The organism is Paeniglutamicibacter sp. GQ140 (genome assembly GCF_059759235.1).
On sequence record NZ_JCAXDW010000012.1, the window covers coordinates 128,018 to 147,415 of the forward strand.

Annotated in this window: 16 protein-coding genes; 12 read left to right on the forward strand and 4 right to left on the reverse strand. The window is 64.5% G+C overall.

Annotation, left to right across the window (positions count from 1 at the left end):
* The first annotated feature begins 7 nt into the window (after positions 1-7).
* The 5 genes from AC6CHY_RS16070 to AC6CHY_RS16090 all read left to right on the forward strand — a co-directional run bounded on the left by AC6CHY_RS16070 (position 8) and on the right by AC6CHY_RS16090 (position 5,835).
* Positions 8-1,033, forward strand: coding sequence for a glycosyltransferase family 2 protein (locus AC6CHY_RS16070; RefSeq protein ID WP_498227367.1), 1,026 nt, complete (start codon positions 8-10; stop codon positions 1,031-1,033).
* Positions 1,030-2,394, forward strand: coding sequence for a polysialyltransferase family glycosyltransferase (locus AC6CHY_RS16075; RefSeq protein ID WP_217390945.1), 1,365 nt, complete (start codon positions 1,030-1,032; stop codon positions 2,392-2,394). The genes AC6CHY_RS16070 and AC6CHY_RS16075 overlap by 4 nt, the downstream gene beginning before the upstream one ends.
* Positions 2,381-3,397 (forward strand): hypothetical protein, encoded by a 1,017-nt coding sequence (locus AC6CHY_RS16080; RefSeq protein ID WP_498227368.1) that lies wholly within the window; start codon positions 2,381-2,383, stop codon positions 3,395-3,397. Before AC6CHY_RS16075 ends, AC6CHY_RS16080 begins: the two co-directional genes overlap by 14 nt.
* Entirely contained in the window at positions 3,394-4,626 is a 1,233-nt protein-coding gene (locus tag AC6CHY_RS16085; protein WP_498227369.1) for a DUF6716 putative glycosyltransferase, read from the forward strand. The genes AC6CHY_RS16080 and AC6CHY_RS16085 overlap by 4 nt, the downstream gene beginning before the upstream one ends.
* A 129-nt stretch (positions 4,627-4,755) precedes the next feature.
* Positions 4,756-5,835 (forward strand): inositol-3-phosphate synthase, encoded by a 1,080-nt coding sequence (locus AC6CHY_RS16090; RefSeq protein WP_217390948.1) that lies wholly within the window; start codon positions 4,756-4,758, stop codon positions 5,833-5,835.
* 132 nt (positions 5,836-5,967) lie between these two features.
* On the opposite strand, the gene AC6CHY_RS16095 is transcribed toward AC6CHY_RS16090, so the two are convergent.
* Both AC6CHY_RS16095 and AC6CHY_RS16100 read right to left on the reverse strand, forming a co-directional pair.
* Entirely contained in the window at positions 5,968-7,653 is a 1,686-nt protein-coding gene (locus tag AC6CHY_RS16095; RefSeq protein ID WP_498227370.1) for a formate--tetrahydrofolate ligase, read from the reverse strand.
* A gap of 140 nt (positions 7,654-7,793) precedes the next feature.
* Positions 7,794-9,104, reverse strand: a complete 1,311-nt coding sequence (locus tag AC6CHY_RS16100) for a hypothetical protein (protein ID WP_217390950.1) — start codon at positions 9,102-9,104, stop codon at positions 7,794-7,796.
* Positions 9,105-9,453: 349 nt separating this feature from the next.
* On the opposite strand from AC6CHY_RS16100, the gene AC6CHY_RS16105 reads away from it, so the two are divergent.
* Positions 9,454-10,338 (forward strand): Cof-type HAD-IIB family hydrolase, encoded by an 885-nt coding sequence (locus AC6CHY_RS16105; protein ID WP_254456429.1) that lies wholly within the window; start codon positions 9,454-9,456, stop codon positions 10,336-10,338.
* A gap of 295 nt (positions 10,339-10,633) precedes the next feature.
* On the opposite strand, the gene AC6CHY_RS16110 is transcribed toward AC6CHY_RS16105, so the two are convergent.
* Together AC6CHY_RS16110 and AC6CHY_RS16115 are read right to left on the reverse strand one after the other, a co-directional pair.
* Positions 10,634-10,789, reverse strand: coding sequence for a hypothetical protein (locus tag AC6CHY_RS16110; RefSeq protein ID WP_217390952.1), 156 nt, complete (start codon positions 10,787-10,789; stop codon positions 10,634-10,636).
* A 402-nt stretch (positions 10,790-11,191) separates the two neighbouring features.
* The gene (locus AC6CHY_RS16115) at positions 11,192-12,631 is read right to left on the reverse strand and encodes a CCA tRNA nucleotidyltransferase (RefSeq protein WP_217390953.1); all 1,440 of its coding nucleotides are present in this window, start codon (positions 12,629-12,631) and stop codon (positions 11,192-11,194) included.
* Positions 12,632-12,802: 171 nt separating this feature from the next.
* On the opposite strand from AC6CHY_RS16115, the gene AC6CHY_RS16120 reads away from it, so the two are divergent.
* The 6 genes from AC6CHY_RS16120 to AC6CHY_RS16145 form a co-directional block, all read left to right on the forward strand.
* Positions 12,803-13,348: an NUDIX hydrolase gene (locus AC6CHY_RS16120; protein WP_217390954.1), complete on the forward strand. Its 546-nt coding sequence runs from the start codon at positions 12,803-12,805 to the stop codon at positions 13,346-13,348.
* A complete protein-coding gene (murJ, locus tag AC6CHY_RS16125; RefSeq protein WP_498227371.1) occupies positions 13,332-15,065 on the forward strand; it encodes a murein biosynthesis integral membrane protein MurJ in 1,734 nt (577 codons plus the stop codon). Before AC6CHY_RS16120 ends, murJ begins: the two co-directional genes overlap by 17 nt.
* 143 nt (positions 15,066-15,208) lie before the next feature.
* Complete coding sequence (locus AC6CHY_RS16130) at positions 15,209-16,801, forward strand: hypothetical protein (protein ID WP_498227372.1); 1,593 nt, start codon at positions 15,209-15,211, stop codon at positions 16,799-16,801.
* 108 nt (positions 16,802-16,909) lie between these two features.
* Positions 16,910-17,893: a thioredoxin-disulfide reductase gene (trxB, locus tag AC6CHY_RS16135; protein ID WP_217390957.1), complete on the forward strand. Its 984-nt coding sequence runs from the start codon at positions 16,910-16,912 to the stop codon at positions 17,891-17,893.
* A gap of 49 nt (positions 17,894-17,942) precedes the next feature.
* Positions 17,943-18,266, forward strand: a complete 324-nt coding sequence (gene trxA / locus AC6CHY_RS16140) for a thioredoxin (protein ID WP_217390958.1) — start codon at positions 17,943-17,945, stop codon at positions 18,264-18,266.
* A 744-nt stretch (positions 18,267-19,010) separates the two neighbouring features.
* Positions 19,011-19,398 (forward strand): hypothetical protein (locus tag AC6CHY_RS16145; RefSeq protein ID WP_498227373.1); only part of this gene is annotated, 388 nt, incomplete at its 3' end.

Genomic DNA, 19,398 nt, shown 5'->3' on the forward strand with positions numbered 1-19,398 from the left:
GATCCCCATGCCTTCCACCACCGAGCTTCCCCCCGCCGCGTCCCGCATCCCCGGGCGCATCAGCGTCATCATCCCCGCAATGAACCAGCAGGATTTCATTGGCGACACCCTGGCGTCCCTGGCCCGTCAACGACTGAAGGGGCGGGAGCTGGAAGTCCTGGTGGTCGATGACGGCTCCACCGATGCCACCGCGGCGATCGCCGCGGAGTTCGGCGCACGGATTCCCGGCCTGAAGATCATCACCCACCCGGCCAACCGCGGGGTGTCCGCCGCCCGCAACACCGGGCTCGAAGCCGCCAGCGGGGAATTCGTGGTGTTCCTGGATCCCGACGACTGGTTTGCCCCCAACCACCTGGCACAGCTGGCCGACGGGCTTGAGGCACTGGATGTGGACTACGTGCGATGCGACCACGTGCGCGTCACCGGCGGGAACCGGACCCTGTACCGTGCGCCGCAGGCGAACCGGAACGTCGTGTTGGACCCGGCCGACGACATCTCGCCGATCCACACCGCAACCATGATCGACTACCCGCTGGTCTGGGCGGGCATGTACCGCGCCGAGGTGCTGAATTCCGCTGCGCCGCGCTTCAACGAGGAGCTGCGCACCTGCGAGGACCGGCCCTGGTTCTGGTCGCTCGCCCTCAATGCGAAAAGCTACGCGGTGCTCAATGCCCACGGGATCTTCTACCGCCGCGGGCTGCCCGGCTCGCTCACACAGGTCTTCGACGACCGCCAGCTGGACTTCCTTGACGCCTTCGCCGGGATCCTGGACATGGTGCTGGGCGATCCGGCGCACGAGGCCCACGGGCCCAAGGCCCTGCGCCAGTTCCTCGCCATTTCCTGCCACCACCTGGGACGCTCTGCCCAGTTCCCTCCCGCCCTGCGCCAGTCCCTGCGCGCGGGCATTGCGGAGCGGCTCGCAACCATACCCCGGCCGCTGCTGGATGAGGGGTTGGCCCAAATCGACGCCAAGCGCCGCAAGGCATTGACCGGCCTGCTGCCCTCCGCCGCAGCCAAGGGGGAAAGCAAATGATCCAACTTATCCAGGCCTCCGCCTACTTCCAGGTCGTCTCGCTGGCGGCGATGGCGGATGCGGGCCTGCTCCCGGACGCCGACCGCCGCGTTCTGGTGCTGGTCAACGGCAGCCAGATGCCCGAAATCACCACCCCGCTGCGCGAGAACCCGGGATTCGAAGCGCTGGCCGCGCGCTTCGACGACGTGGTGGACCTGGGCGAGCTGCTGTGGCCGCGCCGCCCCGGGCAATTCAACCCACGGAACGAGGAGCTGCCGCTCTTCGAGAAGCTGCTGCGCCACCGCTGGGACCTTGGCGAGGAGCGGGTGTCCCTGGTGCTCGAATCGATTCAGGTCAATCCGGCCCAGGCACTGGCCCGGATCTTCTTCGATGCACCGATCTCGGTGCACTCGGACGGACTGATGTCCTACGGCCCCACACGCAACAAGCAGTCGATGCAGATGCTCCAGCGCCTGCGCGAGACCATCCACATCGACTTGGTCCCGGGCCTGGAGCCCATGCTGCTGCTCGAGGCCCCGGTGCAACGCAAGGTCCTGGGCCTCGAGTCGCTGGCCGCCGTCTTTGCCGAACTGGCAGCGGACCTGGATCCGGCCGAGCTGGACCTGCCCTCCGGCGCCGCCCTGGTGGTGGGCCAGTACCTGGGCTCGCTGGGCATCCTCGACGCGGCCACGGAACTCGAGCTGCACCACGGCATGCTGCTGGCCGCCCGCGAGGCCGGGGCATCGGAAGTGGTTTTCAAGCCGCACCCGAGTTCGGGGCCCACGGCCGCGCTGCAGCTGCGTGCCCGCGCCGAATCCCTCGACCTGGGGTTCCGGATCCTTCAGACCGACCTGCTGGCCGAAACCGTCATCACGCTCATGAAGCCGCTGGTGGTCATCTCCTGCTTCTCCACGGCACTGATCAGCGCCAAGTACATGCTCGGCACCCCCGTCATCGCCGTGGGCACCGGGGAGCTGCTGCAGGAACTGAGCCCCTACCAGAATTCCAACCGCATCCCCGTCTCGATCGTCGACGCCCTACTCGTCCAGAAGCTCCAAACGCCCGCGGAAGCGGGGCCGAACGACGAGCTCACGCCCCTGCTGCGCGCAGTCGCCTATTGCATGCAGTACCAGAACCTGCCCGGGCTGCGCGAGGAGGCAGCGGCGTTCCTGGCCGTGGACTACTCGCGATTTGCCGCGCACTTCAAGCGCCGCCGCCTGGCCGCCCTTGACCTGCCCCCGACCTGGGCCCACCCGACGCGGGCGAACCGCCGCCGCGCCTGGGCACGAAGCGTCAAGCGCCGTGCCCTGCGGGTCGGCTCCCGTTCACTGGAGAAATTGGCACGTAAGCTGCATGAGACCTCTACCCGTGTATCCCGCTGAATCAACCGTCGCACGTCCCCGCTTCGGCCATGCCGAGGTGTGGGTGGAATCCCCGCTGCAGCTGCTCTCCGCCATCGAGGCGCACGGGGCGGGGCTGCTGGGAACCACCAGCCGCATCCACCCTCGCGGGGGCACGACCACGCTTGACGCCACCCTGGCCACGCTCATCGCGCAGGCGCCGGCCGGCGTGCAGTTCGCGCCGGCCGGCGCGGCCCCTCCCGCCCCGGGTTCCGCCGGTGCCCGTCGCTGGGTGACCGGGGACGCGTATTCGGGACGCGTCCAGCGCGCCCTGCTGGGGCCCATCGCCGTGGAGGAAGTCGTGATCATCGACGACGGGCTGGCCACCCTGGGTCTCATCAAGGCGCTGGTCTCGACCGAGCCGACCTCCCTGGTGCGCCCGCGCTCCCGCCCGAACCCGGCACGCCGGGCGCTGGGCATCGCCACCTGGTACCGCCTGCGCGCCCTGGCCCGGGCCGGCCGCCTGCTGGTCTTCACCGCCCTCCCGGTGGATCCCGAGATCACGCAGCGGTTCCTGGCCCTGGGCGGCCACCTGGAGGCGCACCGCTTCGAATGGCTGAACACCCAGCCGATGACCGAGCGGATCAACGAGCCCACCGTGGTGGTGGGCTCGGCCATGGCCGCCGACGGGCTCATCCACGCGGAGCCGTACTTCCGCTGGCTGGATTCGCTGACGCTCGACGAGCCAGTCGCCTACTTTCCGCACCGCCGCGAGTCGGGGAAGTTCCTCGCCCGCCTCGCGGAACACGAGAGGATCGTGGTGCGCGAGCACACCATCCCCATTGAGATGCGGCTGCGTTCCCTGCGCCGCGGCCAGATCGTCCGGGCGTTGCCGTCCACCGCACTGCCCTCCCTGCGGCTGTTGCTGGGCCAGACCGGGGTGCGGATCATCGGCCAGCGCATCCCCTCCGACTGGTGGAAGCCGGCCGCATCCCCAGAACTTCGTACCCACCTGTCCTCGTCCCTGGAGCTGTTGACACCATGAACACCCTTTCATTCAGGCCCAGCATCGTGGCGGTGGCCGACTCGGACTCGTACCTGAAGCTGGCCTGCACCACCCTTTCTGCCCTCGGGCCGGAGTGGGATTGCCGCGTGGTGCTGGTGCGCACCCCGATCGCCCCCACCGCCGAGCAGATTGCCGCCGCCACCGCCGGCACCTGCTTCGAGGCCCAGGACATCCCCGTGATTCCGCGCGCCGCGCTGAACTACGACTCGCTGGAGGAGCACATCATCTTTGCCGCTGCCACCGGACCGGTGGTCAGCGAGCTTTTCACCAAGCTGCTGCGTTCCAAGGCCAATGCGCCACGCCCCGCGGCGCTGATCTCCGCGTTGCCCGGCGTCGCGTACCCCGCCACCACCAAGGGCTGGGCCTACCGGCGCAGCGCGGATGCGTTCATCGTGCATTCCCATGCCGAGGCCCGCGAATTCTCGCACCTGGCCGAGCAGGAAACCGGGCACTGCCCCGACATCCTGGTCTCGAAGCTTCCCTTCCTGAAGACCGCCGGATTCCCGCAGCCGGTGTCCGCGCCCATCGACACCGTGGTGTTCGCCTCCCAGGCCAAGGTCCCGATCCAGCGCGCGGAGCGCGAGGAGATCCTGCTGGCGCTGGAACGGGTGGCCCGGCTGAACCCGACCGTGCGCGTGCTCGTCAAGCTCAGGGCCCGGGCCGGGGAACCGCAGACCCACGCCGAGGCGCACCACTTTGACACCCTCTGGGATGACCTGGTGGCAGCGGGGAAGGTCGGGGCCGGGCACGTGGAGTTCGTGACGGGGGCCATGGACCGGGTGCTGGTTCCGGGATCGGCCCTGCTCACCGTCTCCTCCACCGCGGCCCTGGAGGCGGTGGACCGCGGCCTGCCGGTGCTGGTGCTCACCGATTTCGGGCTCAACGACGAGATGCTCAACTCGGTCTTCCGCGGGTCGGGGCTGTTGGGGACGCTTGATGACGCGGCGGCATTGCACTTTTCTTTCGCGAATCGCGCGTGGCTGCGGGAAAACTACTTCCACCGCCGCGGCCCGGAATTTGTCTCGGCACTTTCCCACTACGCCCAGCGTGCCCAGAACCAGACGCTGACCACCTCGGACGAGCAACTGGCCATGGTCCGCGACGTCGCCTTCCGGCAGCGGGTACGCACATCCCTGCCGCGCCCGGCGCTCGATGCGCTGCTGCGGATCCGGCGCTGGTGGCTGCGCGAACGCGGCTCCCGGACCTGATCCGCTACCCCGCTTGTACCACTGAAGAAGCCCGTTGGGAATAACCGTCCCGCTTTCTCACTTAGCATTGTAGATGTGCTGGACGGTGGGCCTTCCCCTGCCCAGAAGTTTTGATTTTGAGGAGACAAGGTGTCGGAAAATCCGATTCGGGTTGCAATTGTTGGCGTAGGCAACTGCGCCACGTCATTGGTGCAAGGTGTTGAGTACTACCGTGACGCGGACCCGCAGGCCACGGTTCCCGGCCTGATGCACGTCCAGTTCGGCAAGTACCACGTCAATGACGTGCAATTCGTGGCGGCTTTCGACGTGGATGACAAGAAGGTCGGACTGGACCTGGCGGACGCAATCCACGCCTCCGAGAACAACACCATCAAGATCGCCGACGTCCCGACGTCGGGCATCACGGTGCAGCGCGGCCACACCCTCGACGGCCTGGGCAAGTACTACCGCGAGACGATCACCGAATCCTCCGCAGAGCCCGTGGACATGGTTGAGGCGCTGAAGGCCGCACAGGTCGACGTCCTGGTCTGCTACCTGCCGGTCGGCTCCGACGCCGCCGCAAAGTTCTACGCACAGGCATGCATCGACGCCGGCGTGGCCTTCGTCAACGCCCTGCCGGTGTTCATTGCCGGTACCAAGGAATGGGCCGACAAGTTCACCGCCGCCGGTGTCCCGATCGTCGGCGACGACATCAAGTCCCAGATCGGCGCCACCATCACCCACCGCGTGATGGCCAAGCTCTTTGAAGACCGCGGCGTCACCCTGGACCGCACCTACCAGCTCAATGTCGGCGGCAACATGGACTTCAAGAACATGCTCGAGCGCGACCGCCTGGAGTCCAAGAAGATCTCCAAGACCCAGGCCGTCACCTCCAACACCACCGCGGTGCTGGAGGCAGACGACGTGCACATTGGCCCGTCGGACTACGTCGCCTGGCTCGATGACCGCAAGTGGGCCTTCGTGCGCCTCGAAGGCCGCAACTTCGGCGATGCCCCGGTGTCGCTGGAATACAAGCTTGAGGTGTGGGACTCCCCGAACTCCGCAGGTGTCATCATCGATGCCGTGCGCGCCGCCAAGATCGCCCTGGACCGCGGCATCGGCGGACCGATTCTTTCGGCTTCCTCGTACTTCATGAAGTCGCCGCCGGAGCAGTACAACGACGACATCGCCAAGGAAAAGGTCGAGGCCTTCATCCGCGGAGAGGCCTAGGACTCAACGCCGCGCCCCGTGTACGGGGTGCGAACCGTCGAAGCCACCACGATTGCCCGTGGTGGCTTCGACGGTTAATCCCGGACCAGGGGGTCCCGGCGCCTTCCTGCGATCATTGCCGGGTCAGCGCGATTAGGACAAGCCGACGGCCCGCCCGTTTTCGTCAACATCCATGCGCATCGAGGCCGGAACCTTGGGCAGGCCCGGCATGGTCATGAGGGTTCCGGTGATCGCCACGATGAACCCGGCACCGGTCTTGGGGATGAGATCCCGCACGTGCAGCGTGAAACCCTCGGGAGCGCCCAGCAGCGTCGGGTCGTCGGAGAACGAGTACTGGGTCTTGGCCATGCACACCGGGAGGTTGTCCCAGCCGTTGTCATGGATTTGCTTGAGCATCCGCGTGGCAGCTGCCGAATATTCGACTCCGGCGCCTCCGTAGATCTCCCGCACGACCGTCTGGATCTTCTCCTCGACGGGACGATCCAGGTCGTAGAGCGGGGCGAAACTGTTCGGGGCCTCGATGGCCCGCAAAACGGCGGCGGCCAGCTCACCGGCCCCTTCTCCCCCCTGTCCCCAGACATCCGCAACAGCGCATTCGATGCCGTTGGCGGCGGCCCATTCGGTGACAACCGCGATTTCTTCCTCGGTGTCCGCGGTGAACCTGTTGATGCCGATAACCGGCTGGACCCCGAATTTCCTGACGTTCTGGGCGTGCCGAACCAAATTGGCCAGGCCATCGCGTACCGCTTCGACGTTTTCGCTCTTCAACGCGTCCTTGGCCACGCCGCCGTGCATCTTCAGAGCACGAATGGTTGCCACCAGGACCACCGCATCGGGGTTGCAGCCGGCATAGCGGGCCTTGATGTCCATGAACTTCTCGGCGCCCAAATCCGCCCCGAAGCCGGCCTCGGTGACCACGATGTCGGCCAGCGAACGGGCAGTATTGGTGGCGATGGCCGAGTTGCAGCCGTGGGCGATGTTGGCGAACGGTCCTCCGTGAATGAATGCCGGCGTTCCGGCCATGGTCTGGACGAGGTTGGGCTTGATGGCGTCCTTGAGCAGCATCGTCATGGCGCCGGCCGCCCCGAGGTCGTCCACGGTGACGGGGGTCTTGGCGTAGGTGTACCCGATCGTCATCCGGCCCAGACGCGTCCGCAGGTCATCGAGACCCGTCGCCAGACAGAAGACCGCCATGACTTCCGAGGCCACGGTGATCTCAAATCCCGTTTCGCGCGGAACGCCTTCGGTCGGGCCGCCAAGGCCGATCACGATGTTGCGCAAGGCTCGGTCGTTCATGTCCATGACGCGCTTGAAGGTGATCCGGCGCGGGTCAATGCCCAAGGCATTGCCCTGATGCAGATGGTTGTCGAGTAGCGCCATCAACAGGTTATTGGCGCTGGTGATGGCATGGAAGTCCCCGGTGAAATGCATGTTGATCTCATCCATGGGCAGGACCTGCGAGTAGCCGCCACCGGTGGCTCCGCCCTTCATGCCGAAGATCGGTCCCAGCGACGGTTCGCGCAGGGCGATCATCGTCTTGGCGCCGGCGGCCGCAAGGGCATCCCCCAGACCCACCGTGACGGTGGATTTCCCCTCCCCGGCGGGCGTTGGGGATAATCCGCTGACCAAGACCACTTTTCCGAGTTTCGCGCCGCGTGCCCTCAGGCGTGCCGGATCGATCTTGGCCTTGTAGCGACCGTAGGCCTCAACCGCGTCGTCCGGAATCCCTGCCGATGCGGCGATCTCGGAAATTGGCTTGAGCACGGCCCGCGAAGCAATCGCTAGATCACTCATGTCGGCTTCCGGCATCGCTGTCATCGTGTGTCCCCTATCTGGATTCCCGGTGGCGGGGTGATTGAGGACGTCCAAGGAGTCTGGCCGTCCTCGCTACACCTTCAAGCTATCACCGCATCAGCGGAACAAGGTGAAGCCCGGGCCCGTGACCGGCAGGTCTCTACCTAGGGATCCACCGGAAAGGCAGCCACCGCTCCGGCAAAGCCCAGGACCACATGGCTTTCACCGGAATCCTGTGCCTGGAGCGCTCCGGCACTGACACCTCTGGCTTTCTTGCCGCCTGCCGCGCAGGGGTAGAGCAATGTCCCGCCGTTGCCATCCTCGGGCTTGGTGTACTTGGCATCCTTGGTGCACAAGAAGCGTTCCCCGGCGGCGACATTGATGGTCTTGCCGGTACGGGTGTCTAGCAACGTCGGCGTCTCTTCCGCGGCCAGGAACAGGCTTGCGCCGCCGTCATCGGGTGCGTGGGCGACATTCAGGTCGGCAGTCCTTGGGTAGCTCCTGGTTTTCCAGATAACCTTCCCGGTTCTCGGGTCGAACCCCTCCAAATGGACTTTGACATTCTCGAATCTACTCTTGGTTCCCTTGGCTTCCTTAAATCTTCCGGAGTCAAAGACGCATCTCACCGGATAGGATTTTCCCTCCTCCAGCACAGTCTGTTTCCGGCCCATGGGTGGCAGGCAGTAAGTTGCTGCCCCCTTGGCCTTCCACAGGGTTTTTCCGTTTCCGGCATCTATGCCGAACATCATTTCCTGGCGGAAGTCCGTATCGCGGGCGACGATATTTCCGTTGCTGTCCTTGGTTTCCTTGTGTTCCCGGCCGATCCAGCCGGAGTAGATTCCGAGCTTTTCCGAGTAGTCAACGTTCCAGCCCTGACCGGGTGTGTAGCCCGGTCCCATGGCCTTGGTCAGGGAGACTCCCCACACTTTCTTGTTTCCCTTGAGCCGCAGGAGGTTGCTCGTGTTTCCGATGTAGTGCCCGTAGAGTTCCCCGCCACTGATTGGGAAGATGGAATCCCCCAACTTGTATTGCGGCGTGAGGGTTCGCTGGGTTCCACGGTCGAGGTCGACACGCATCCGCTGCTCGTCATTGTTGTAGGGGTTGATCGAGAGATAGCACATGTCCTTGCTGTCTGGACAGGAGGACGGTCGGGACCTGATCACTTGCGCGGGCCCCTTGTAGACGACCTTGCCCGAGGCGATGTCCACGGCCACCGGCTTGGTCCAGACGTCTCCGCTCCAGCCATCGCGTGGTTTCGATTCCTCCAGGAAGAGCGCCACGTCCTTCCCCTTGGCCGTCTTGCTCAGTTCCACCACCATGTTGACGCCGCTGGGTACCCAACCCGGGACAACGCTGACGCCCCAGAGTTTCTTGCCGGTGGTTTCCTTCAGCCCCACCAGCTGCAGCCCTTTGGCCCCTTCGGAAAGCACGACCGCCACCCCGTTGGCCACCCGGGGGCGGTCCAAGACCTTCATCTTCACGCTCCATGAGGGCTCGACCATCTGGGTTCGGCGTTTGGCTGGTTCCGCCGCCGCGTCGACCGCAGGTGAAGCGGGCGCCAAGGCCTCCGTTCCCGAAATTGCTCCACCGGCCGATTCCGGTCCCTGCGTGCAGGAACCAATCATCAGCCCAACACAACACAGCCCGACTGCAACGGCATATTTCCGTTTTCCCTTGTCCATGCCCTCATCCTAGGAATTGCGCTCATGTGATTGACCGGTGTCGGTAAATTTGTGGATAACTCCTGTGCGAGCGGGCCATGCCCTTGGGGCGACAGGGTTCGACGTTTCCGTCCCTTCCCCGCGCAGTGGGAGAATGGAAGTCATGTCCTCAACTCCCCCATTTGCCTTGCTTCTCGATGTCGACGGTCCCATCGCATCCCCGGTGACCCGCGATGTCGCACCGGAGATCATCTCCTTGCTCCTGGAACTCGCCGTCTCGGCAATCCCCGTTGTCTTCAACACCGGGCGTTCCGACGAGTTCATCAAGCGCCAGGTGATGGGACCCATGATCACGGCGGGCATGCCGGAAAACCTTAAAATCCATGCCATCTGTGAAAAGGGGGCCACATGGTTCACCTTTGATTCAACCGGTGCGGGGGAAGTCCACATCGACCACGGGCTTGCTGTCCCTGGGCACTACTCGGATGAAATTCGAGAGCTGGTGGCCTCCAATTTCGACGACCACATGTTCTTCGACGAGACCAAACGCGCCATGGTTTCGGTGGAACAAAACATCGATGCAGCGAACCATGAATACCGGCGCGCCCAAGAGCAATTCGATTCGGCCGCCATGGATGCGATGGTCCGCAGTGGCCTGGGCGTTGAACGACTGGAGGTGAGCCAACCGGATGCGAATGAGGAAATCTCCTACCGGGTGGATCCGACCATCATCTCCACGGACATTGAGTCGGTGGAGCTGGGCAAGGACCTCGGCGCCAGACGCACCCTCGAGCTGTTGGCGTCGGATGGCATCTTCCCCGCAGAGTGGTTCACGGTTGGTGATTCCCGCACCGACTACGCCATGGCCGACTGGCTAGCGCAAAACGGGCACCGGGTCAGCCACGTCGACGTGCGCCCGGGCGACGGCATTCCTGCAGGGAAACCCTACCCGGTGCTCACCGCGCGGGACCTGGGTCTGGGACAGGACATCATCCACGACCATGCAGGATTGGCATTCCTCCGCCATTGGCGCGCCCAGCTCGGCTGAGCGGCCACCTGCTTCCGAGTGCCAAGTGGCAGGAACCCATGTTAACCGGCAAAGCCCGCCGGTGAAGCCGGCGGGCTTTGCACTGTGGGTTACATACTCGTTCATGGTCATGCTCCTAGGTGAGTGAGTGACTTGCATTCCGGACCAGGCTTTGTGGAGAGCTGGTCCTAATTCACTCACCGCACGCGGAAGATCATGTCCATCGGAAGGTGGTGACGTAGTTCGCGATCCCGTGCATCGGGGTTGAACTGCGTCTGAAGCCAAGACTTGTTCTTTGGCTTACGGCCTTTTGCATTCACGGTGTTTTCCTCCCCTCAACGGTATTGGAGGAGCGAAATGTGGCCTGTTCCATGGGCCGCGTGGTGCGGGCATGCAGCGCTTCGGGACCGGTGAAGATCAGTTCAGCGGAGCGAGCAGCCTGGGTGGAGATCGATGAGATCTGGCTAGACATGGTGAAAGTTCCTCAAGGATTTGGTCGATTAATGACTCATCAGCCTCGGGAACTTTGAAAAGCTAGGGAAGTACTAGCAGGGCGCCGTTCCGGAGGCGGGGGAAGTGGTTCGCGCGGTAGAGCCAGCGAAGCCATGACGGGGCACATAGAAGCCGCCGAAATTCATTGAAATAATCATCATTCCCACCTCCTTTTCTGGAAGAACATGCCAGAGGATCCTGGCGCCAATATTGTCTGGCGGATCTCGATGTCTCATTGAGACTTCTCAATCACAGGTTCCACGATACACACAGCCAACAGGTTAAGCCACTCATTTTTCAAAAACTTTTAAAAGAGAATCCTTGCCTCGGCGTGTTGTGTGCGACACGCCGAAACAAGGATCAATTTTGATGCCGGCCGGGACTACTGCTCTGTTGACTCCGGCTGCTGATCCCACCACTGGCGAAGCACGGTGATTGCCTCGCTCTCGTCGATCGGGCCATTGTCCAGACGGCGTTCGAGAAGGAAGTTGTAGGCACGTCCCACGACGGGTCCGGGCTTGATCTGAAGGATCTCCATGATCTGCTGCCCGTTGAGGTCCGGCCGCACGGCCTCCATTTCCTCTTTTTCGCTGATCTCGGCAATGCGGGCCTCGAGGTCGTCATAGGCGAAACTGAGCCGGTCTGCCTTCTTGCGGTTACGTGTCGTGACATCCGATCGCGTCAAGCGATGCAGCCGCTGCAACAAATCCCCTGCGTCGTGCACGTAGCGGCGCACCGCCGAGTCGCTCCAGCCTGCATCCCCGTAGCCGTAGAAGCGCATGTGCAGCTCCACCAGGCGGGCAACCGCCTTGGTGGTGTCGTTGTCGAAACGCAGGGCGCGCATGCGGGCCTTGACCTGCTTGGCGCCGACGACGTCGTGGTGGCGGAAGCTGACGGCCCCGTTGGGTTCGAACTTCCGCGTCGCCGGCTTGCCGATGTCGTGCATCAGGGCGGCGAAGCGCAAGACGAAGTCCGGTCCCGGCACCGGGCCGTCCACGTCGGATTCAAGTTCCATGGCCTGTTCCAGCACCGTCAAGGAGTGCTGGTAGACGTCCTTGTGCCGGTGGTGCTCATCAAGCTCCAGACGCAGCGCTGAAACCTCCGGGATCACGATGTCCGCCAGTCCGGTGTCTACCAGCAGATCGATGCCCGCGCGCGGGTCGGCACCGTTGATCAGCTTCACCAGTTCGTCCCTGACGCGTTCGGCGGAAATGATTTGGATCCGCTCAGCCATTTCCTTCATGGCACCCCTGACATCTTCCGCCACCCCGATCCCCAGTTGGGAAGCGAATCGCGCGGCGCGCATCATCCGCAGCGGGTCATCGGAGAAGGACATCGACGGTGCCCCCGGCGTGCGAACCTCACCCTCGGCCAGATCGGCGGCGCCGTTGTAGGGATCAACCAGCTCCAGGCTCGGCAGGCGCAGCGCCATCGCGTTCATGGTGAAGTCGCGGCGGTAGAGATCGTCCTCCAGCTTGTCGCCGAAGGCCACGATGGGCTTCCGCGAGGAAGGGTCGTACGCATCGGCCCGGTAGGTGGTCACCTCGATGGTGTGCTCGCCCTTGCGCAGGGCAATGGTGCCGAAATCGCGTCCCACTTCCCAGGTTGCATCGGCCCATCCGGCCACCGCAGCAAGGGTTTCGTCCGGGGACGCGCTGGTGGTGAAGTCCAAATCCGGGGATACCCGGCCCAGGAAGAGGTCGCGCACCGGGCCCCCCACCAGGGAGAGTTCGAAACCGGAATCGACAAACCGCTGCCCCAGCTCAAAGATGACGGGAGGCAAAATTTCGGTGAGGACCTGTGGGGACGGTAGCTGCTGCATAGTTCTTTAAGGGTGCCAGACTTTCTGGATAGTGCCATGTTCCCGGTCGCCCCGATTAGACGTTAGCTTCCACACGCTGGGTGGCCGCGTCCGCGCACCGAAGATTGGATATCACGCGCCGAGCGGGCGGGGCAAGCCACGATGCGACGCAAAACCGATAGAGTGGTTGCCATGGCCCATCCAGTTCCCAGCGCCCCGAAGCGCACGCCGTTGACTGCGTCAATGGCGCATGCGCAGGCGCAGGTGAGCACCGGCCACCACCCGTTGCCCACCGTGGAGGAAATTTCGGCAGGCGGCGTCGTCATCGACACGTCGCTTCCCAGCCTGCCCGTGGCCATCATCGCCAGGTACAACCGCGGCGGACGCCTTGAATGGTGCCTGCCCAAGGGCCACCCGGAAGGCACGGAAACCAACGAAGAGGCGGCCGTCCGCGAGATCGAGGAAGAAACCGGGATCGCCGGCGACATCCTGGTTCCACTGGGTTCGGTCGATTACTGGTTCACCGTCACCAATTACCGCGTCCACAAGACCGTGCACCATTTCTTGCTGCGTGCCACGGGCGGCGAGCTGACCATCGAAAACGACCCGGACCACGAAGCCGTGGACGTGGCGTGGGTCCCGCTGCTTGATCTCGGCAAGCGCCTGTCCTTCCCCAATGAGCGGCGCATCGCCGACCTTGCGCGTGAAGTACTCCCCAACTATGTCCCAGGTATCTAAACACCCCGCGCGCCCCAGCACGCCTCCCAAGACCCCGCAGGCCACCGCCCCGCAGCAATCGCGCAGCCACTCCAAGGCCTATGCGCTGATGGCCTCGGGCACCATGGTCTCCCGTGTGCTCGGATTCATCCGCACCGCGCTGCTGGCAGTTGCCATCGGCTCGAGCACCACGATGGCCGACATCTTCGAGAAGGCGAACGTCATTCCGACGATCATCTTCATGCTGCTGGCCGGCGGCATCTTCAACGTGGTGCTGGTCCCCCAGCTCATCAAGGCCTCGAAGGCCTCCGACCGCGGATCCGCATACACCTCCAAGCTCGTGACCCTCACCATCGTGGTCATGGGCCTCGCCACGGTGCTGCTAGTTTCCATGGCCGGACCGTTGATCAAGGTGCTGACCTTGAACTGGACCGCGCCAATGATCGCGATGGGCACCACGTTCGCCTATTGGTGCCTGCCACAGATCTTCTTCTACGGCGTCTACGCGGTCATCGGGCAGGTGCTCAACGCCCACAACCGCTTCGGCGCCTACATGTGGGCACCGGTCGCCAACAACCTGGTGCAGATCTGCACCATCGGCACGTTCATCGTGCTCTTTGGCGCCTACGGCGGTGGCAACGACCAGCTGGACACCTGGACCTCCGAGCAGACGGTGCTGCTCGCGGGAGGTGCCACGCTGGGCATCGCCGTCCAGGCCCTGGCCCTGTTCTGGCCGTTGCGCCGGATTGGCCTGAACCTGCGCCCTGACTTCGCCTGGCGCGGCATGGGCCTGAGGCATGTGGGCAAGCTGGCCGCCTGGACGCTGGGCTCGATGATGGTCGGAAACATCGCCTCGCTGATCAATTCCAAGTTCGTCTCGGCCGCGTCCCCTGCGCGTCTGCTGCTGGCCGACGGCGGGGCATCGGTTCCAGGCGAGCAGGCGTTGAACACCTCCCAGCTGATCACCGTGTTGCCCCACTCCATCTTCGCCCTCACCCTGGCCACGATGCTCTTCAACGAGTTCACCAAGGCCTTCCACGAGAAGCGGCGCGGGGACATTGCGCCGTTGCTGTCCCGCGGGCTGCGCACCAGCGCCGTGCCCATTGTCTTTGCCACGGTCGCCTTCATCGTGCTCGCGGGACCGCTGGGCCGGCTGTTTGCCGGCAGCTCGTCCAGCGCGATGTTGCAGGGCGCCGCCATCGGGCAGCTGCTGCTGCTCACGACGCTCGGACTGCCGTTCAAGTCCATCCATTTCTTCATGATCAGGGTCTTCTTTGCCGAGGAAGACACCAAGACCCCCATGCTGATCCAGACCGTCATCGCCGGCCTGTGCGTGGTGCTGGCCTTCGGTGCGGTGCAGGTCCTGCCCGCAACGGAAATTGCGCGGGCGGTGGCACTGATCTACGGGGCGACCAATGTGCTCTCCGCCGTGATTGCCCACTTCCTCATCGTGCGCCGCTATGGCGACTACGGCAGCGGCAGGGTCGCTGACACTTACGTCCGGATCGGCGTGATGGCTGCCATTTCCGGCGCCGTGGGGGCCGGGGTGCTGTGGTTGCTGGGCGGCTACGACTGGGGATTCGCATGGAGTTCCATCGGCGCCGCGGTTATCTCGATTGCCGTCGTCGGCTCCGCGATGGCCGTGGTCTACATCATTTTGCTGCGCCTGATCCGTGCGGAAGAGCTGGATGACTTCCTGGGCCCGCTGGCCCGTCGGATCCCCGCATTGCGGCGGTAAATAGCGAACCGGGCACCCGCAAGGCGCCCGGCGCGCGCCCGACATCGCCCCCGGACTTCGCGAAATCCTTGGCCCATCCCGGTAACATGGAACGGGGCACCCATGAGGGTGCCGGCAACGCAAAGTAATCCCGGGAGGGAATCGTGTCGCAGCCCATCGACGCCGGAGCCATGCTTGGCGGCCGCTACCAGGTCACCGAATCGGTCTTGACCTCGGCTGACGGAGACCAGGTCCTCAGTGGCATCGATCAGGTGCTCAACCGACCTGTGAGCATCCTCGTCGGTTCCACGACCAATGCCTCGCAGCTGGCCACCAGTGCGCGCGAAATTGCCACCGGCGAACGCTACGCCGCGGTACAGGTCCTGGACCTGGGAATTTCCGAGGGCAACACCTACCTGGTGACCAACCTTGCCGAGCCCGCAGACCTCCTGGACCTCGTGGTCCAGGTCGATGCCACCTACGTCGAGCCGTTCTATACCGACACCCTGGGCACCGAGATCTTCGGCGTGACCCGTTCAAAGGAACCGGCAAGCTACGAGGACGACGCCGAATACTATGAGGACCAGCGCGCCCAGGAAGAGCAGCGTCCGTCCATGCTCGACAGGCTGCCGGAGATCAGCCTCAACGAGAAGCTGAACAGCTTCAAGGGCCGTTTCGCCCGCGGCAAGCAGGCACCGCCGTCTGTCCCGCCCGTCCCGCCTGCTGCATCGGTGGGATCGAGCACGGAGCAGGCCCCGGCCGTTTCGGCGTCCTTGCCCTCCGTTCCTGCCCCGGTTGTGCCCTCCCCCGCGCCGGTACAACGCGAATCCCCGGCCGCGACCCAGGCAACCCCCACCACTCCTCCGGCGCCCACGGCACCGCCGGCTGTCAGGCCCGCTCCCAAGGTCACCCGGATGGAAACGGCGGACCACACCGATGAACCCGTCGTGACCTCGGCTGCGGCCCTGGCCGCGGCACAGAAGTCCCGTGGCATCACCGTCGACGAATCCGGCCAGCGCGTCGCCTCCAGCTTCCCGGTGGCGGCCCAGTCCTATGCGGAACCGCAGCCGGACGACTACGACGAGGACGAGGAAGCCGGCGAGGGCGGAAAGAAGACCATGCGCCTGCTCGTGGGTGCACTGCTGTGTGCGGTGCTTGTCCTTGCCGTCGTCTTCGCCTACAACGCGTTGGGTGGCCGCACGCCGGCACCGGTGGCCAGCAGCGCCCCCACACAGAGCGCCGCCGAGTCCGGCAGCGCTCAGGCCTCGGAGACGCCGAGCGCCGCACCGGTGAAACCCGTGGTCGCCGACCTCTCGCGCATGGTCCCGGGAAACCAGGACCTCAACGCGGACACTGACAGCACGCTGGCCAAGGCCATCGACGGCAACCCGGCAAGCCTCTACAAGTCCTACTCCTACACCTCCCCCCAGTTCGGCGGGCTGGCGGCGAACATGGTGTTCATCGCCGAGCTGGAGGAGCTTTCCGACGTGTCGGAGATCCAGCTTGAGGGCCTGAACGGCACCGGCGGATCCTTCGAGCTGCGGGTGGGCAAGACGGACGACCTCTCCGATGCCAAGCTGGTTTCCAGCGGTTCCTTCACCGGACCCACCGTCACCGTCCCGGTCAGCGACGAGGAAGGTGCGGCTGCCAAGGGGCAATACGTATTCCTGAACGTCACCGAACTGCCTCGCCGTGCCTCGGGCGCCAATCCCTCCCGCCCCTACGGCCTGCAAATCGGAGAGTTCCGCGTCTCCTAGCCCACCCGGCCGGGAATACCAACACGGCATTTGCTGTTATGCCGGACAGTCCCCTCTTACCCGCGGCGTGTTTGAAACCAGCCCGCACTCACGAAAGGTCCTCCACCCGTGGCCACAGAAGCACCAGATGCCATCCGCAACGTCATCATCATCGGTTCCGGCCCCGCCGGCTACACCGCAGCCGTCTACACGGCACGGGCGAACCTCCAGCCACTGGTCATCGCCGGCTCGGTGACCGCCGGCGGCGAGCTCATGAACACCACCGACGTGGAAAACTTCCCGGGCTTCCCCGAGGGCATCATGGGCCCGGACCTCATGGACAACATGCAGAAGCAGGCCGAGCGCTTCGGCGCCGAGATCCTCTTCGACGACGTCACCGCCGTCGAGCTGGGCGGCGATGTCAAGGTCGTCACCCTGGGCGACGGCACCGTGTACCGCGCCCACGCCGTGATCCTGTCCACCGGTTCCGCCTACCGCGAGATCGGTCTGCCCGACGAGAAGCGCCTGGCCGGTCACGGCGTCTCCTGGTGCGCAACCTGCGACGGCTTCTTCTTCCGCGAACAGGAAATCGCCGTCATCGGCGGTGGCGACTCCGCGATGGAGGAGGCCCTTTTCCTGACCAAGTTCGCCTCCAAGGTCACCGTGGTCCACCGCCGCGACACCCTGCGCGCCTCCAAGATCATGGCCGACCGCGCCCTGGCCCACCCGAAGATCGAATTCATCTGGGATTCCGAGGTCGTCGGCATCACCGGCGAGCAGAAGGTCACCGGCATGACCCTGCGCAACCTCAAGACCGACGCCCGCCAGGACGTCCCGGTCACCGGCATGTTCGTGGCGATCGGCAACGACCCCCGCACCGACCTGATCAAGGACGTCCTGGACCTGACCGCCGAGGGCACCATTGCCGTCGAGGGCCGCACCTCCAAGACCAGCCTCCCCGGCGTCTTCGCCGCCGGCGACGTCATCGACGCCTCCTACCGCCAGGCCATCACAGCGGCCGGCTCCGGCTGTGCCGCGGCCTTGGACGTCGAGCACTACCTGGCCGATGTGCAGGCCAACGCGGCCGCGCAGGCCGTCCCCGTTTCCCACTAGACCGACCCTTCCCGTCCCGGGAAGAAACCACTTACGAAAGGTGCAGGCCATGAGCCAGACCAAAGACGTCACCGACGCAACGTTCCAGGCAGATGTCCTCGAGGCCGACAAGCCCGTCATCGTGGACTTCTGGGCCGAATGGTGCGGCCCCTGCCGCCAGCTGACCCCGATCCTCGAACAGATCGCCGCCGAGCACGCCGAGAAGGTCGACGTGGTCAAGGTCAACGTCGATGACAACCCGGCCATCGCCGCCAAGTACGGCATCACCAGCATTCCCGCCGTCTACGTCTTCCAGGGCGGCGAACACGTCGCCACCTCCATCGGCGCCAAGCCGAAGCCGGTCCTGGAAAAGGAATTCGCCGCGTACCTCTAACACGCGCCCGCGATTTCACCAGCTCGGTGCATCCGTCCCTCGGGACGGATGCACCGAGCTTTTTAAGCCCTACCCGGGGTCCATGCTCCTAAACAGTGGCGTAGGACGTCTTCTGGCAGCATTCACCACGACAAACAACGAAAATTGTTTGTTTACGTAATCCAAGGTTAGAACTTGTCCGCCGCCGCACTGATGCACCGCTTGGGCCCCACAAATGCCTCGAAAGCCTGCAGTGCCAGTCCGGAGATCTCCAAGCCCACTGCACAGCACGGTTGTCCACACCCTGGTGGGCGCGGTCGGGCAACTGCAGTGGGATTCAATCGCCGGCCCCCGATTGTTGTCACCCGGCAAGCGGCCATGCCGGTGCGTTCTCACCGGCATGGAGTGTGTCCAAGCCGAGTGCGGTTCGCAGTTTCCAGTCTCCACTCTTCTTCAGGGTGCTGGCGGTTGCTGCCCAGGAATCTCTGCGTGCTCCGCCGGTCCGGCCCATCCGCTCTGGCCTTCCACCCACATGGCCGGTCCGGAAGCGGCATGCCTCCACCTCACTTCGATTTGGGCACAGCGGTGAATTGCAACGACATCGGCATTCCCGTTCAGAATCATCTAGCTCTGTTCTCTGCCTATTGATCGAGGCACCAGGTTCCGGCACTTACATTTTTCGCCTCGGACGCGCGGGCAGGCCGACGCCCTGTCCGTAGTGCAGGCTGAGATCAGGTCCAGCCGGCCCTTGTCTTTCACTTTTGCATGACCACGATTCCTTGGGAGCAGGATGTATCCAACGCCACCTTCGCCAAGACTGCATCCATTTCACGTGCGGCCGACTATGCATTTCCACCGCTGCAAGCACTGCATGTGTTCCGCAGAATCGGATTCACCCGGCATCAGGATCGAAGGCCTCGGGCCGAGGGCCTTGAATTTCGTTGGGGGAAGCTTTTGCCTTTTATCCCCTATGCAAGCACCGCCCGGGTGGTTCTGGAACCAACAAATGCCCTACGCCAGGCTTCCAAACCTCCACGCGGTCTGCCGCGAGCAGGAGTGGCGCGATGCATGGCTGCCGGACTTTCGGAGTTGCGCAGCTTGAGAGCAACCAGTTCCCGGATCCAGCCGCCGGACACTGCCCTTTGTCGGTCAG